At 39.0% G+C, this 15244-nt stretch carries 16 protein-coding genes; 10 read left to right on the top strand and 6 right to left on the bottom strand.

All coding sequences use genetic code 11. The annotated features are described in order from the left end of the window. Nucleotides 1-101: 101 nt before the first annotated feature. Together dhaQ and dhaS are read right to left on the bottom strand one after the other, a co-directional pair. Nucleotides 102-1091: a DhaKLM operon coactivator DhaQ gene (gene dhaQ / locus HT669_RS07780; RefSeq protein ID WP_054393042.1), complete on the bottom strand. Its 990-nt coding sequence runs from the start codon at nucleotides 1089-1091 to the stop codon at nucleotides 102-104. Beyond that, on the bottom strand, nucleotides 1088-1618 hold the full coding sequence (gene dhaS, locus HT669_RS07775) for a dihydroxyacetone kinase transcriptional activator DhaS (RefSeq protein WP_000168611.1): 531 nt from the start codon (nucleotides 1616-1618) through the stop codon (nucleotides 1088-1090). The genes dhaQ and dhaS overlap by 4 nt, the downstream gene beginning before the upstream one ends. Before the next feature lie 153 nt (nucleotides 1619-1771). Here dhaS and dhaK point away from each other — a divergent pair, with 153 nt between their 5' ends. From dhaK to pdrM, 10 genes are all read left to right on the top strand, one after another. After that, nucleotides 1772-2761, top strand: a complete 990-nt coding sequence (gene dhaK, locus HT669_RS07770) for a dihydroxyacetone kinase subunit DhaK (RefSeq protein ID WP_138703469.1) — start codon at nucleotides 1772-1774, stop codon at nucleotides 2759-2761. 21 nt (nucleotides 2762-2782) lie between these two features. Next, entirely contained in the window at nucleotides 2783-3358 is a 576-nt protein-coding gene (dhaL, locus tag HT669_RS07765; protein WP_000990804.1) for a dihydroxyacetone kinase subunit DhaL, read from the top strand. After that, entirely contained in the window at nucleotides 3358-3732 is a 375-nt protein-coding gene (dhaM, locus tag HT669_RS07760; protein WP_050236558.1) for a dihydroxyacetone kinase phosphoryl donor subunit DhaM, read from the top strand. Before dhaL ends, dhaM begins: the two co-directional genes overlap by 1 nt. Before the next feature lie 445 nt (nucleotides 3733-4177). Beyond that, nucleotides 4178-4891, top strand: coding sequence for a YjjG family noncanonical pyrimidine nucleotidase (locus HT669_RS07755; protein WP_050236557.1), 714 nt, complete (start codon nucleotides 4178-4180; stop codon nucleotides 4889-4891). A 13-nt stretch (nucleotides 4892-4904) separates the two neighbouring features. Next, the gene (locus HT669_RS07750; RefSeq protein WP_172922287.1) at nucleotides 4905-5552 is read left to right on the top strand and encodes a hypothetical protein; all 648 of its coding nucleotides are present in this window, start codon (nucleotides 4905-4907) and stop codon (nucleotides 5550-5552) included. Nucleotides 5553-5687: 135 nt separating this feature from the next. After that, nucleotides 5688-6341 carry a uracil-DNA glycosylase gene (locus HT669_RS07745; protein WP_023939074.1) on the top strand — a complete coding sequence of 218 codons (654 nt, stop codon included), beginning with the start codon at nucleotides 5688-5690 and terminating at the stop codon, nucleotides 6339-6341. A gap of 9 nt (nucleotides 6342-6350) precedes the next feature. After that, nucleotides 6351-6815, top strand: coding sequence for an 8-oxo-dGTP diphosphatase (locus tag HT669_RS07740; protein WP_001135770.1), 465 nt, complete (start codon nucleotides 6351-6353; stop codon nucleotides 6813-6815). A gap of 12 nt (nucleotides 6816-6827) precedes the next feature. Continuing rightward, a complete protein-coding gene (locus HT669_RS07735; RefSeq protein WP_023939075.1) occupies nucleotides 6828-8096 on the top strand; it encodes a dihydroorotase in 1269 nt (422 codons plus the stop codon). Nucleotides 8097-8109: 13 nt separating this feature from the next. Continuing rightward, a complete protein-coding gene (locus HT669_RS07730; protein ID WP_001105920.1) occupies nucleotides 8110-8370 on the top strand; it encodes a hypothetical protein in 261 nt (86 codons plus the stop codon). A 10-nt stretch (nucleotides 8371-8380) separates the two neighbouring features. Then, a complete protein-coding gene (gene pdrM, locus HT669_RS07725) occupies nucleotides 8381-9733 on the top strand; it encodes a sodium-coupled multidrug efflux MATE transporter PdrM (RefSeq protein ID WP_031222554.1) in 1353 nt (450 codons plus the stop codon). Nucleotides 9734-9935: 202 nt separating this feature from the next. Here pdrM and xerS read toward each other — a convergent pair whose 3' ends face one another. The 4 genes from xerS to ylqF all read right to left on the bottom strand — a co-directional run bounded on the left by xerS (nucleotide 9936) and on the right by ylqF (nucleotide 14741). Beyond that, nucleotides 9936-11006 carry a tyrosine recombinase XerS gene (gene xerS, locus HT669_RS07720; protein ID WP_000817848.1) on the bottom strand — a complete coding sequence of 357 codons (1071 nt, stop codon included), beginning with the start codon at nucleotides 11004-11006 and terminating at the stop codon, nucleotides 9936-9938. A gap of 551 nt (nucleotides 11007-11557) precedes the next feature. Further along, complete coding sequence (locus HT669_RS07715) at nucleotides 11558-13108, bottom strand: ClC family H(+)/Cl(-) exchange transporter (protein WP_172933675.1); 1551 nt, start codon at nucleotides 13106-13108, stop codon at nucleotides 11558-11560. A gap of 15 nt (nucleotides 13109-13123) precedes the next feature. Then, a complete protein-coding gene (locus HT669_RS07710) occupies nucleotides 13124-13903 on the bottom strand; it encodes a ribonuclease HII (RefSeq protein WP_138706126.1) in 780 nt (259 codons plus the stop codon). After that, nucleotides 13890-14741, bottom strand: a complete 852-nt coding sequence (ylqF, locus tag HT669_RS07705) for a ribosome biogenesis GTPase YlqF (RefSeq protein WP_138706127.1) — start codon at nucleotides 14739-14741, stop codon at nucleotides 13890-13892. Before ylqF ends, HT669_RS07710 begins: the two co-directional genes overlap by 14 nt. Between the last annotated feature and the right edge of the window lie 503 nt (nucleotides 14742-15244).

Here is a 15244-nt window from a genome sequence, read left to right as displayed (position 1 = left end):
CCTGCGGCTAGTTTCCTAGTTTGCTCCTTGATTTTCATTGAGTATAAGATAAAAGCAAAGGTCTAACAAGTGATGTAGCCCTTTTGAGTTATACAAGCAAATTACCATGAAAAAGCTGTTGTTGGAGCATTGAGCGCTTCTAACCATTGTTTATTTTTCGCAGGGCAAAGAGTTACGGATATACCTGCCATATCCAGACTGGTCATAAATGTTCCTGATTTTATAAATGTAATAGTGATTCCTTCAATTTCTAAGAGTTGAAGGAGATCATTGATAAATATACCCATTTCTAAGTTGCTGGTAGTGCCTAGATTATTTACAAGCAATATAAATTGATCACCCTTTTTCCAATGATAGTGCAATCTTAATTTACTTATAATTTCATTTGCAAGGATTTCCGATGATTGGAATGGGACTATACGATAGCCTTCTTCGCCATGTATCCCAATACCATAAGAAATATTTCCTTCTTCCAAGTTAAATAGTGGAAGGGTGGCTTGGGGGAGACTAGCCGATTTCGTTGCAAAGCCAATTGTTGCGATTTCGGTAGCAAGTTCATAACCTAAATTAGTTAGTTGCTCGATGTCAGCACCGTTCTGAGCCGCATATCCTAGGATTTTATGAAGTAAAATAGTCCCTGCAAGCCCTCTTCCTCTAATTTGAAATCTATTGTGAGGTTCAATAGAAATATCGTCGTGTGCTAGACTATAGCCGACCTTAATTCCTTCTTGTCTAGCAGTATTAATGGCCCAGCTAAATTCTTTGATGTCTGCTTCGAAATTTTTTACAATGATGAAGACACCGTGACCATTGTTTAAAAAACGAATGGACTCTAAGATTTCAGTTCTTGTAGGAGGAGTAAATAATTGGCCATAGATAGCAGCAGTAAGCATTCCTTTTCCCACATATCCAATATGAGCGGGTTCGTGACCGGAACCTCCACCCGACAATATTGGAACCTGATGAGGATTGCGATTTTTTTGATAGACTAGTGGTAAAGTAGGGTGTTTTTCTAATTCAGGATGACTGCTGACAGTTGCTGAAATGTAACTTGAAATAATTTTCTGTTTATGATTTGAAATAAATGTCATTGTGGCCTCTTTCCAATAATTGTCATGATGAGATAGTCTGGTTGTGGAACTGGACTTTTTTTATTGACGCAAGCCTTCACGATTTCTGCTAGAGCATGTGAGTGATAATCTAGCAAAAAACAAGTATAAGCAGATGAATCGCTATCAATCTGACCATATTCTCTTAAAATTTTTGATACAAGCAAGCGACAGTAGCTGATAAAGTGGTCATAGAAGTTATTTTGCCCTTGAATATCAAAAAGTTGAATATAAAAATCACGCTCTTGTTCGAAATAAAGAAATAATTCTTGTAATAGTTTTTGGCCTGAAATGAAGTCCAAGTTATTGGTGATATACTCGGTTAAGTCAGTTTCAAATATCCAGTCTAGCAGTTCATATTTGTCAAGAAAATGATTGTAAAAGGTCTGTCTACGAATGCCAGCTGATTCCATGATATCTACAATGGAGATTTTATCAAATTCTCTAGTAGCTAATAGGTCTCTAAATGCCTTGGCAATCCGTTTTTTTGTAATGAGTGATGATGCCATAGGAAGCCTTTCTTTTACTTACTTCATTTTACCAAAAAAATGTTTGAAACGGGTTTAAAAGGGGACAAATAATAGAATCTGTCCCTTATCATCCAGCAATAAAAAGTATATAATGAAATCGAAAACAAAGGTAGATGCCGAAAGGAGTTTCTCATGAAAAAAATTATAAATGAACAGACACAAGTTTTTGATGAAATGTTGCAGGGGTTGTCATTCATGCATGATGACTTGGTTCAACGCTTAGATGGTTTTGATGTTATCGTTAGAAAGGCAGAAAAGACAGGAAAAGTTGGACTCATTTCAGGTGGAGGTTCAGGACATGAACCCAGTCATGCTGGATTTGTAGGAGATGGAATGTTGTCTGCTGCCATTTGTGGAGCAGTCTTCACTTCACCTACTCCGGACCAAATTTTAGAAGCCATTAAGGCGGCTGATGAAGGTGCTGGAGTTTTCATGGTCATCAAGAACTATTCTGGTGACATTATGAACTTTGAAATTGCACAAGAACTTGCTGAAATGGAAGGTATTGATGTAGCAAGTGTTGTAGTCGATGATGATATTGCGGTTGAAAATAGTCTCTATACCCAAGGCCGTAGAGGTGTTGCAGGTACTATTTTAGTTCATAAAATTTTGGGTAATGCGGCTCGTTCTGGTAAATCATTATCTGAAATGAAGGACTTGGCCGACAAACTTGTCTTAGAAATTAAAACAATTGGATTAGCTCTATCTGGCGCTACTGTTCCAGAAGTTGGGAAACCAGGATTTGTTCTAGAAGATGATGAATTTGAATATGGAGTTGGTATTCACGGTGAGCCAGGATATAAAAAAGAGAAAATGCAACCTTCAGCACAATTGGCCTCAGAATTGGTTGAAAAACTATCTGAAGGTTTCCAACTTAAGGCTGGTGAACGCTATGGCCTTCTCATCAATGGTTTAGGAAGCACTCCTCTTATGGAGCAATACGTATTTGCAAATGATGTGGCTAAATTGCTCCATGAAAAAGGTGTTGAGTTGGCATTTAAGAAAATTGGAAACTATATGACATCAATCGATATGGCTGGCTTATCATTAACATTGATTCGATTGGCAGATGATGAATGGTTGGATGCTCTAAATGCACCTGTTACTACACCAGCTTGGTAAAATTCAAGGAGGAAATGTCGCATGAATGCTGAACAAGCTCTTGAATGGATGAAGCTTTTTAATGAAAAGATTCAAGAACAGAAAGATTACCTTAGTGAGTTAGACACTCCGATAGGAGATGGAGACCACGGTGGAAATATGGCGCGTGGCATGGCTGCAGTTATGGAAAACTTAGAAGGAAAGCAATTTGAAACTAACAGTGATGTGTTTAAACTTGTCTCAATGCAACTGCTGAGTAAGGTAGGCGGTGCTTCTGGTCCCTTGTATGGCTCTGCTTTTATGGGCATGGCCAAGGCTGACTCTAATTCGAAAATAGAGGAAATCTTACAAAGCGGTTTGGATATGATTGTCAAACGTGGGAAAGCAGAAGTTGGAGAAAAGACAATGGTTGATGTTTGGACTCCTGTTATTGCTGCTTTGTCTGCTGGTCAATTGACTCAAGAGGTTATTGATAAGGTAGTGAATGCTACCAAAGATTTACTTGCAACTAAAGGAAGGGCGTCTTATGTAGGAGAACGTTCTCTTGGACATATTGATCCTGGATCATTCTCATCAGGATTACTCTTTACTGCTCTTTTAGAAACTGGGGTGGTTTAATGGGAAGTATTGGTCTTGTTATCGTTTCACATTCCAAAAACATTGCAGAAGGTGTCGTTGAACTGATTAGTGAAGTAGCTAAAGATGTTCCGATTACTTATGTAGGAGGAACCGAAGATGGAGGAATTGGAACAAGTTTTGATCAAGTAGATAGGGTTGTTTCCGAAAATCCAGCAGATACCTTATTAGCCTTTTTTGACCTGGGTTCTGCTAAAATGAACTTAGAAATGGTGGCTGATTTCAGTGATAAAAGTATCATCATCAATAGGGTTCCAATTGTAGAAGGTGCTTATACTGCAGCTGCTCTTCTTCAGGCTGGTGCAGAACTGTCAGTTATTCAAACACAGTTGTCTGAGCTTGAAATCAATAAATAAGGAATTTTACTATAACACTTTTTATAGGTGGGCTATTGATTATCTCAACTATCAAATTTTAAGTAAATAAAAAGGGATTGCTTTGGGCAGTTCCTTTTTATTTTAACAAGAGTAAACCTATAGTGTTTCTAAATTGTGAATCATTCAAAACTGATTGTGATGAGACTATTCTAGCTTTAGAATCCTTCAAAAATTAAAGTTTAAGGCAATCAATTACTTAGAAGAGTACGAAAACATTTAGTTTATAGGAATTCTAGACCTAGAATCACATGGATATTTATGAAGTTAGGGTATTCGATAGTTAGGATTGTTCTATTCTGGACGATTTGGGCTGTTAGTTGTATAGAAAGTGTTCGAATTTTTTCAAGTGATTAAATTAGTTAATTGTATGAGGTGCTTTATGATATAATGTTCTTAATGAATTTTCAGAAAGGAAAACCTCAAATTGTCCTACAAATTTCTACTCTTCGACCTCGACCACACTCTTCTTGATTTTGATGCTGCTGAGGATGTGGCTTTGACCCAACTTCTAAAAGAAGAAGGAGTTGCGGATATTCAGGCTTATAAAGATTATTACGTTCCTATGAACAAGGCTCTCTGGAAAGACTTGGAGCTGAAGAAAATCAGTAAACAAGAGCTGGTTAACAAGCGCTTTTCTCGTTTATTTGCTCATTTTGGACAGGAAAAAGACGGTAGTTTTCTTGCCCAACGTTACCAATTTTACCTCGCCCAGCAGGGACAAACACTATCGGGCGCTCATGATCTCTTGGACAGCCTCATTGATCGTGATTATGACTTGTATGCTGCGACAAATGGCATTACTGCCATTCAGACAGGACGTTTGGCTCAATCTGGTCTAGGACCTTATTTCAATCAAGTCTTTATCTCTGAGCAATTGCAAACTCAAAAGCCGAATGCTCTATTTTATGAAAAAATCGGTCAGCAGATTGCTGGATTTAGTAAAGAAAAGACGCTGATGATTGGAGATTCTCTAACCGCCGACATTCAAGGTGGCAATAATGCGGGGATTGACACAATCTGGTACAACCCTCATCACCTCGAAAATCACACACAAGCCCAGCCAACTTACGAAGTCCATTCTTACCAAGACTTGCTGGATTGTTTGGATAAAAATATTCTTGCAAAGATCACATTTTAAAGGAGACGAGCTAATGACTACAAAAAAAGCTAATATTACTATTGAAGAGTACATTGAAATGTCTGAAGTTGATTTTAATGAAGCTGTTAATTATGAATTTACATCTGACACTTGTCAATTAGCAAATAGTATTTATCAATCTCTTTTTAAGTTTTTTGATAAGAAAAATTTCTCTGGCGATTTAATTTTTACTTGGAAATCTTCATCATTAGTCAAAGAAGGGGATTATATTGGGAGAAGGGATTCACAAGTAGATAATCTTAGAGTAATAGGAAATATATTTCCGAATTATCTTACTAATCGAAAATATAGCCTCAATATGAATCGTAATGGCTGTATGGGAGATTTTCCTCATGACTTTTTTGATATATACCTAGATCATGTAGCAAAGTATGCCTACGAACAAAAAGTTAATAATATTAAAGAGTATTATCCTTTAAAAAGAGCGATTTTACACCAAGAGAATGCATTGTATTTTCGATTGTTTTCTAATTTTGACGACTTTTTAGAAAAAAATTATTTAAAAACTATATGGCAAGTTTCTAAAGAAACTCCTTTTTCTGAAATAGATTTTAATATGTTTAAAAATATTTCAGAAAAGATAATCTTCGAAAGAGGTAGTAAAATGCTTAATGATTTAAAAAGTAATTATAAAAAATAGCCAGTCTTTATAAACTGTATTCACGTATTCAAATCGTATATAGTCGATTTATTAAATCTTTAGATAAACTGTAAAAAGTGGTTTAGAAAGCCACTTTTTGCTATAATAGAGGCAGTAAAAACGAAGGAGTCGGCTATGGAACACTCGTCTTGGCATGCTTTGATTAAGGCGCAATTACCTGAGGGTTATTTTGGGAAAATCAATCAGTTTATGAATCAGGTCTATGCTCAGGGGACTATTTATCCACCCAAGGAAAAGGTTTTTCAAGCTCTCTTGACAACACCGCTTGAAGACGTTAAGGTGGTCATTCTAGGGCAAGACCCCTATCACGGACCAGGGCAAGCTCAGGGCTTGAGTTTTTCTGTCCCTGACTCTATTCCAGCTCCGCCGTCCTTGCAAAATATCTTGAAGGAATTGTCAGACGATATCGGCGTTAAGAAATCTCATGATTTGACAACTTGGGCTGAGCAAGGAGTCTTGCTTCTTAATGCTTGTTTGACGGTTCCTGCTGGACAGGCCAATGGTCATGCTGGTCAGATATGGGAGCCTTTTACGGATGCTGTGATTCAGGTGGTCAATCATCTAGATAGACCAGTCGTTTTTGTACTCTGGGGAGCCTATGCACGTAAGAAGAAGACCTTGGTTACCAATCCTCATCACTTGATTATCGAATCAGCCCATCCCAGTCCTTTGTCAGTTTATAGAGGATTTTGGGGTTCCAAGCCTTTTTCCAAGACAAATGCATTCTTAAAAGAGACAGGACAAGAGCCAATCGATTGGCTTAGATAAGGAGAAAATATGCCTCAGTTAGCGACGATTTGCTACATTGATAACGGGAAAGAACTGCTTATGCTCCACCGCAATAAGAAACCCAATGATGTCCATGAAGGGAAATGGATTGGTGTGGGTGGTAAGCTAGAGCGAGGAGAGACCCCTCAGGAGTGCGCGGCGCGTGAAATCCTCGAAGAAACAGGGCTCAAAGCCAAGCCAGTTCTAAAAGGTGTCATCACTTTTCCTGAATTTACGCCAGATTTAGACTGGTACACCTATGTTTTTAAGGTGACGGAGTTTGAGGGGGACTTGATTGACTGCAATGAGGGGACGCTAGAATGGGTTCCCTATGACGAGGTTTTGAGTAAGCCGACTTGGGAAGGTGACCATACCTTTGTTGGGTGGCTTTTAGAGGATAAACCCTTCTTTTCAGCCAAGTTTGTTTATGATGGGGATAAATTGTTGGATACCCAAGTTGATTTCTATGAATAAAGGAGAAAGTAGATGCTACTAATCAAAAATGGTCGTGTAATGGATCCCAAGTCTGGTTTGGATCAAGTGTGTGATGTCTTAGTCCAAGATGGGAAAATTGTCAACATTGCGTCTGAGATTAAAGAAGAAGGGACGGAGGTGCTTGATGCTAGTGGTCTTGTAGTTGCTCCTGGCTTGGTCGATATTCATGTTCATTTCCGTGAACCTGGTCAAACCCACAAGGAAGATATTCATACAGGTGCCCTAGCAGCTGCTGCCGGTGGTTTTACAACAGTTGTCATGATGGCTAATACTAGTCCAACCATTTCGGACGTGGAGACTTTGCAAGAAGTTCTTCAATCTGCTGCCAAGGAAAAAATCAATGTTAAGACGGTTGCGACCATTACGAAGAATTTTAATGGGCAAGATTTGACTGACTTTAAAGCACTCTTAGAAGCTGGAGCTGTTGGTTTTTCTGATGACGGTATTCCGCTTGAAAGTAGTAAAGTTGTCAAGGAAGCCATGGAGAAAGCCAAAAAGCTTAATACCTTTATTAGTCTTCATGAGGAAGATCCAGGTTTGAATGGGATTCTTGGCTTTAACGAAAATATTGCTAAAGAACATTTCCATATCTGTGGTGCAACTGGGGTGGCTGAGTATGCTATGATGGCGCGTGATGTCATGATTGCCTATGCAACCAAGGCCCACGTTCACATCCAGCATTTGTCGAAGGAAGAAAGTGTTAAAGTAGTGGAGTTTGCTCAGGGGCTAGGTGCGCAAGTCACAGCAGAAGTAGCGCCACAGCATTTTTCTAAGACTGAAGCGCTCCTTTTGACACAAGGAAGCAATGCTAAGATGAATCCGCCACTTCGTTTGGAATCAGACCGTCGTGCCGTGATTGAAGGTCTTAAATCAGGCGTCATCACAGTTATCGCGACAGACCACGCGCCTCACCATGCGGATGAAAAAAATGTTGAGGATATTACCAAGGCGCCGTCTGGTATGACTGGCTTAGAAACATCTCTTTCTCTCGGTTTAACTTATTTGGTGGAAGCTGGTGAGTTAAGCTTGATGGAATTACTTGAAAAAATGACATACAACCCATCCAAGCTTTACAACTTTGAAGCAGGTTACTTGGCTGAGAATGGTCCAGCGGACATCACTATTTTTGATGCTAAGGCTGACCGCCTTGTGGACTCCCATTTTGCTTCCAAAGCAGCTAATTCACCATTCATCGGTGAAACCTTAAAAGGGCAAGTTAAATATACCATCTGTAAGGGACAAATCGTTTATCAAGCTTGATAGGAGTTGGAATATGAATTATTTTCGAAAACGTAGGGAGAGAAAAGCAAAATCTAATAGCGGAATTTACTGTCCCGCATCTAATCGTTCTAAAATTCAATATGAAACTAAAGAAAAAGCTGACCATGCGGTTCAATATGATAATGGAGGTTTAGTTAGAAGCTATTATTGTCGTACATGTGCGTGTTGGCATACTACTTCAAAATCTAATAATCCTCCGCTAAGTTTGAAAAACTATGGTCTGAAACTCTTTGGTTTAGATAAATCAGAATAGAAAGAGAAGTATGTATAAGACAAAGTGTTTACGAGAGAAGTTAGTATTATTTTTAAAGATATTTTTCCCAATCCTGATCTACCAATTTGCCAATTATTCTGCCTCTTTTGTTGACACTGCAATGACAGGTCAATACAATACTATGGACTTGGCTGGTGTGTCTATGGCAACCAGTATCTGGAATCCTTTCTTTACCTTTCTAACAGGAATTGTGTCGGCCTTGGTGCCCATCATTGGTCATCATCTTGGTCGAGGCAAAAAGGAAGAAGTTGCGTCAGATTTTTACCAGTTCATCTATCTGGCCTTGGGTCTATCTGTGATCTTGCTGGGGATGGTGCTTTTCTTGGCACCACCAATCTTGAATCATATCGGACTAGAAGCACCAGTGGCAGCAGTAGCGGTTCGCTATCTTTGGTTTTTATCTATCGGGATTATCCCCTTGTTGCTCTTTAGTGTCATTCGTTCCTTACTGGATTCGCTGGGCTTGACCAAACTGTCTATGTATCTCATGCTTTTGTTACTCCCTCTCAATAGCGGATTTAACTATCTCTTGATTTACGGTGCCTTTGGAGTTCCAGAGCTGGGAGGGGCTGGTGCTGGTTTAGGTACTTCCTTGGCTTATTGGGTCTTGCTGGGAATTTCTGTTCTGGTTTTATTTAAACAGGAGAAGCTCAAAGCCCTACACCTTGAAAGACGAATTCCATTTAATATGGATAAAATCAAGGAAGGAGTTCGTTTAGGTCTTCCTATTGGGGGAACTGTTTTCGCGGAAGTGGCTATCTTTTCCGTGGTTGGCTTGATTATGGCTAAGTTCTCGTCCTTGATTATCGCTAGTCACCAGTCAGCTATGAACTTTTCAAGTCTCATGTACGCCTTTCCCATGAGTATCTCGTCTGCTATGGCTATTGTCGTTTCCTATGAAGTGGGAGCCAAGCGATTTGATGATGCGAAAACCTATATTGGTCTAGGAAGATGGACTGCCCTCATTTTTGCGGCCTTCACCTTAACCTTCCTTTACATTTTTAGGGGAAATGTGGCCAGTCTTTATGGTAACGATCCAGAATTTATTGATTTGACAGCGCGTTTTTTGACTTATAGCCTTTTCTTCCAGTTAGCAGATACCTTTGCGGCACCGCTTCAGGGAATTTTACGGGGGTATAAGGATACCGTTATTCCTTTTTACCTTGGTTTGGTTGGTTACTGGGGGGTGACACTCCCAGTAGCTATGGTATTCGACTCTCTAACAGATTTTGGAGCTTATTCTTACTGGATTGGTTTGATTATTAGTCTAATCGTGAGCGGGGCTCTCTACCGTTGGCGTTTAACTGTTATTGTGAAGAGATTTGAATCCAGAAAAGCTTGATTTTTAAAATTCCTACAAGCAAAAATATCCTTCCTTATCTACATTATTTTAATTAGTAGTAGGTAGACGAGAACTTCAAAAATATAGAAACAATTGATATTTCACGCTACTTTACTGGTATCAGATATCAAGAAAAGAAGTTGCTTATTTTTAGCAGCTTCTTTTCTTGATAAAAATTTTACATAAGTTATATTACGTAAAATTATAAACTATCCAAGGCATTCTTTTGTTCATCATTGACGATATGAGTATAGAGGTCAGTGACTTGTGTACTGGCATGTCCTAGCTGGTGACTGACCAAAACTTGCGATTTAGTAGCATCATAGAGCCTAGTTGCTAGGGTATGGCGCAGTTTATGGGGTGTTACACGGACTTTGAAGTCCTCTGAGTATTTAGCAACCATTTTCTCAACGCTGGAAGCGTCAATACGATTGGGAACACCTCTATAGAGTGTCAAAAAGAGGGCTGTGTCTGTTTTTTCCGTCTTATAGCGTTGATTTCGAATGGCCAGATAATTCTCTAAATAAGGCTTAGCAAAGGCAGCAACATTGACCGAATCGCGTTTGCCACCTTTTCGAGTGACATCAATAACCATCATTTTTAGATTGAGATCTCTTAAATCCAGATTAACAGCTTCAGATAAGCGAACACCCGATGCCAAGAGAAGGGCAATAATGGCTAAATCTCGTTCTTTATTTTTGTTGAATGATGAGAGAGCTCGATTTGAAAGCTGTTGTGGGTACTCTTGGTCAATATAAGTTAGAAAACCTTCTGTTTCATCACCTAAAAAGAGTTTTTGCTTGATGTTTTCAGCTCTGGCAGCAAGGGTCTCTTTCTTTTTCTTTGTTGAAACTTTCTTCATTACATTACGATAGAAATAAGGTTCGCCCTGGTCGTTTTCAACCTCCTCGGTCAGATACTTGTAAAGACTGGAAAGCGCTGATAAGGTCCGATTGATGGTTGTCTGAGAAACACCTTGTTTGCTTGTATTGGCATTCAGCAAGGGACGTTCACGTAGATAAAGTATAAAAGCCTCCATATCTTTCTTTGACATGTTTTCCAAGACAGATAAAGGAATATTAGACATTTTATCAGCGTTTGAGATACCAGACTCCAAAACCCAGCTGAAAAATCGATCATATTCCTTGAGGTATTCGTACAAGGTTGTAAAACTGTAAGGAACAGCAAGCTTAGATTGGTAGTATTCAAGAATATACCAGGGCATGATTTGTTTTAGTTTGTCGATTCGTTCCAGTAAAATCTCACGTTTCATGTATTTTCTCCATAAATAAGTCTATTAGTAGTATAGCATGGACTTATTTATTTTTCAAGAAAATTATAGTTTTTCGGAAAGATGTTATAGAGCTTTTTAAAAAACTTAGACCTGTGTAATACGGATCTAAGTCTTTGGAGTTTCATTGTGAATCATTAGCTAGTGCTTTTTCTAGCTTCCAAATACTAAACCAGAATGAAATAGTTAACAGAATAAGGAAAATAAAAAAATCTCACCCACTAAAGTTCTGTTAATACTACATAACTGAAGAGCTATATAAGGGAGCTATGAGATACAAAATGCACTGTATAATTGCTATTGTTTTCTTTTTCATGATTTTAATCTTACTGTACAGATTTGATACAGTAAACTCCTTTCTAGCTTTATGCTTTATCATTTCTAACTTAATTATAGTCTTATTTTTACCAAAGCTCAATTATTTATATGTAAAATTCCTCATCAGTAAAAAATAACCGATCTCATTGCTGAGAATCGGTTTTCTAAATAAATCAGGTCAGCTGTTTACATAAGATAAATTATGTAAACAAACTCTACAACAACAAATCTTTGACTTTTCCAATTTCACTTTTTGGAATAACCAGGTGAATCATATTATCCAGATACATTCTGGTTGAGCCATTAACTGTTTGGCTCTTGCCATTATGGACTTGGGTAGTGATGAGGACGTTGTGTGGTAAGTTGAGTTCGTGTACTTGTTTTCCAGCAATCTTATCAGAAACTGGTATTTCGATAAGGGTAACTTCTCCTTCACTGGATACTTCTTCTGGAAGCATTTTTTCCAGCATGGCTTCATAGACTGGTGTACCCTTGAGCAAATCCATGATAATATAAGAAACAAGAGTGACAAGACCAAGTGGCATGAGGTTGCGAATATCTCCTACCATCTCAGTTACGAGGATCATGGCAGTTAAGGGAGCTTTTGATATTGCTCCAAAATAGCCACTCATTCCTAGAATGACAAATATAGGGAATTGCTCTTGACTGACAAGTCCAAGATTGACGCAGATAACACCAACTAGGGCACCAAGTAAGGAACCAAGCGCCAAAATTGGTAGGAAAATGCCTCCTGGAAGACCACTTCCATAACTAATCATGCTCCAGATAAAGCGAATTAAAAAGTAAGCTAATAGAACTTGGAAACTAAAATCTTGCTCAGTTAGGGAAAGGACAACCTGATTTCCACCACCAAGGACGTGGGGTAAAAAAATTCCGACTGGTATGATGAGAATAAAAGCAAGAATTGGATAATAAGCTCTATCCAAATGGATTTTTTGACCAATCCAATCATAAAGTCTACCGACATCGAGCACAGCTTTTTCATAGAGAAAACCGGAAAATCCAAGGAAAATTCCCATCACAAGATAAATCCAGTATTGATCTAGGGTCATGAGAGGAATGTTATCTGGCATATCCAATACTGGTGTCAAACCGAACATGAGCAGAGACACAAAGTTTGCTACGATGCTGGCTGCTAGTGTAGAAACCCAGAAAAAGCGCGAAAAATGGTGATAAACTTCTTCTACTACAAAGAGGAGGCCTGCTATTGGTGCATTAAAGGCTGCGGCTAAACCTGCTGCAGCTCCACTGGCAATTAAGGAACGTTCCTCTACTGGACTGGATTTGAGCCACTTGGCAATTCCTTTACCACCAACTGCTCCCAGTTGGATACTTGGCCCTTCACGCCCCAGCATGAGGCCGCTGGCAATAGCAAGCATTCCTAGCACATATTTTTTCCAAAGAACGCCCCACCAGTTGAGGGACATGAGGCCTTTCAGTTCGGCTTCGACTTGCGGAATTCCTGAGCCTTTGATATCTTTTTCTGATCGAGTTAATTTAGCACTGAGCCAACAGATGAGTATATAAAACAAAACCAGTACAAAAAGATTGCGCACTAGGTGCCCTTGATCTTGATAAAGTCCTTGTATCAGGTGGAAGCCCTTTTCAATTAAGAAACGAAAGGATCCGACGATAATTCCAACGACGAGGCCGACAATGATTCCTCGACCAACTTGGGATAGGATAGTGCTGGATGCAAAGGCGAATTCTTTCTTAGAACGGACTATTTCCGACTGTTCCTCCATGGTATTTCCTTTCAATTAACTTTCTTTTTTACCTAAAACCAGTGATTTAACAGGTTCAAAGCTGGTTCGGTGAATTGGGGTAACTCCTAGTTTTTCGAGTCCTTCTAGGTGTTTAGCTGTTCCATATCCTGCATTAGTAGCGAAATCATAGCCAGGAAACCGCTGATCGTATTCCTTCATCAATTCATCACGGGTCACCTTGGCTACTATAGAAGCTGCTGCGATAGAGAGGGAATTAGCATCACCTTTGATGATGGCAGTTTGTGAAATGGGCAATTCCAGTTTCATGGCATCTATCAGGAGGTGATCAGGTTGAGGACTGAGCTGGGAGATTGCTTCCTGCATGGCCAGTTTAGTTGCTCCGTAGATATTGACTTGGTCGATGACCTGATTATCCATGATACCAACGCCAATTGACAAGGCTTGGTCTTGAACTGCTTGGAAAATCTCCAGATGTTTCTTTTTAGGAATTTTCTTGCTGTCATTGAGGCCTCTAATCTTACAATTTTGAGGTAAAATAACGGCTGCAGCGACTACTGGCCCAGCCAGAGGACCTCGGCCGACCTCGTCAACACCTGCTATCAAGATCACTCCTTGCTTGTAAATTTCCTTTTCATAGGAAAGCATAGATTCCAAACGCAAATTTTCATCCAATTCAGCCTGAATGGCTTTTTTACGCTTGCTAATTTCTTTTTGAACTCCAGAGCGATTATCCTGTTCAAGCTCTAAAAAAATAGGGTTATCTAAGTCCTTGACCGTAGCAAGGAGTTCTTTGACTTCTTTAATCGTCGCCATCGAGGTCTTCCAATGTATCTAAGGTATAGTTACCGAGTTTGCCGTCGCGGACTTCCTTCACGAAGAGACTGTAAAAACGGTCATAGTCATCACGGAAACCGAGGGCACGGGTCATGTCCATAATAATAACAGGCGCTTCTTCTTCAATTTTCATTTGCTTGAAGCGTTCGGCCAGCTTTTCTGGATAATGTTCTTTGAAATAATTGAGGCCAAAAATAGTTACCTCATCCATAGGAAGCAACTGGTCCTTAATAGCTCCAGTCAAGGCTAGTTTAAGAGCAACAGTTTCGTCTTCGAATTTAGGCCAGAGAATCCCCGGTGTATCCAAGATTTCCAGGTCTTTATTGGTTTTAAGCCATTGTTGTCCCTTGGTAACACCTGGTTTATTGCCAACAACTGCGATTTTCTTACCAGCCAAACGGTTCATAAGAGTGGATTTACCAGCGTTTGGAATCCCAATAACCATGGTACGCAAGGTTTCAATCTTGATACCACGTTCTTTTTGGCGAGCAATCTTATCAGCCATGAGTTTCTTAGCAGCATCGGTTACAACTTTTACAGTTACTTGCTCTTTGGAGTTGATAGCTAGCGTCTGGATTCCTTGTGATTCAAAATACTGACGCCATTCCTTGGTCATTGCTGGATCAGCCAAGTCGGCCTTGTTTAAAATCAAGAGTTTTGGTTTATCACCAACAATCTTGGTCAACATAGGATTTTGACTAGATAGAGGTAAGCGTGCATCAACTAAAATCGTCACAAAATCAACAAATTTTAAATTTTCCTGAACCTGTCGACGCGCTTTAGACATGTGACCAGGAAACCATTGAATAGTAGCCATTGAGTTTTTTTCCTTTCGTAGCAAGGGTTTAGATCCCCTATTTTATTTTACTATCGTTTGAACATAAAGAGTTCTCAAATGAATGATGTCCAAACACTTCTTGTTTTATGACATAGAAATCTACCTTATATTATATCATGCCTTCCTTATTTTGTCCGATGATAGCCTTTCAAGTACCCTATATATAGTAGATTAAAACAAGATGTGAACAAATCGATTAGGAAAGTCAAATTAATTTCTAGAAATATTTTAACATCTATAACGTACTATTCTAAAGTAAGCGCGTCATAACAAGGTATCTATCATTCATGGAAGACCTCCTGTATACTATTAGTAAAGTAAAACTATTGGAGGATATTTTAATGCCACAACCTATTGTTCCTGTAGAGATTCCACAATCTCGTCGTTTTGATTCTAAAAAGAGAAATGATATTCTGCTTAAAATTCGTATTGGCAAGCTTGAAGTAAGTTTTTTTCAATCCCTCAATCTCGAAATGATAGAA

Source organism: Streptococcus sp. 2100 (genome assembly GCF_013276335.1).
GTDB lineage: Bacteria > Bacillota > Bacilli > Lactobacillales > Streptococcaceae > Streptococcus > Streptococcus pseudopneumoniae.
This window is presented reverse-complemented; position numbering and strand designations above follow the sequence as displayed.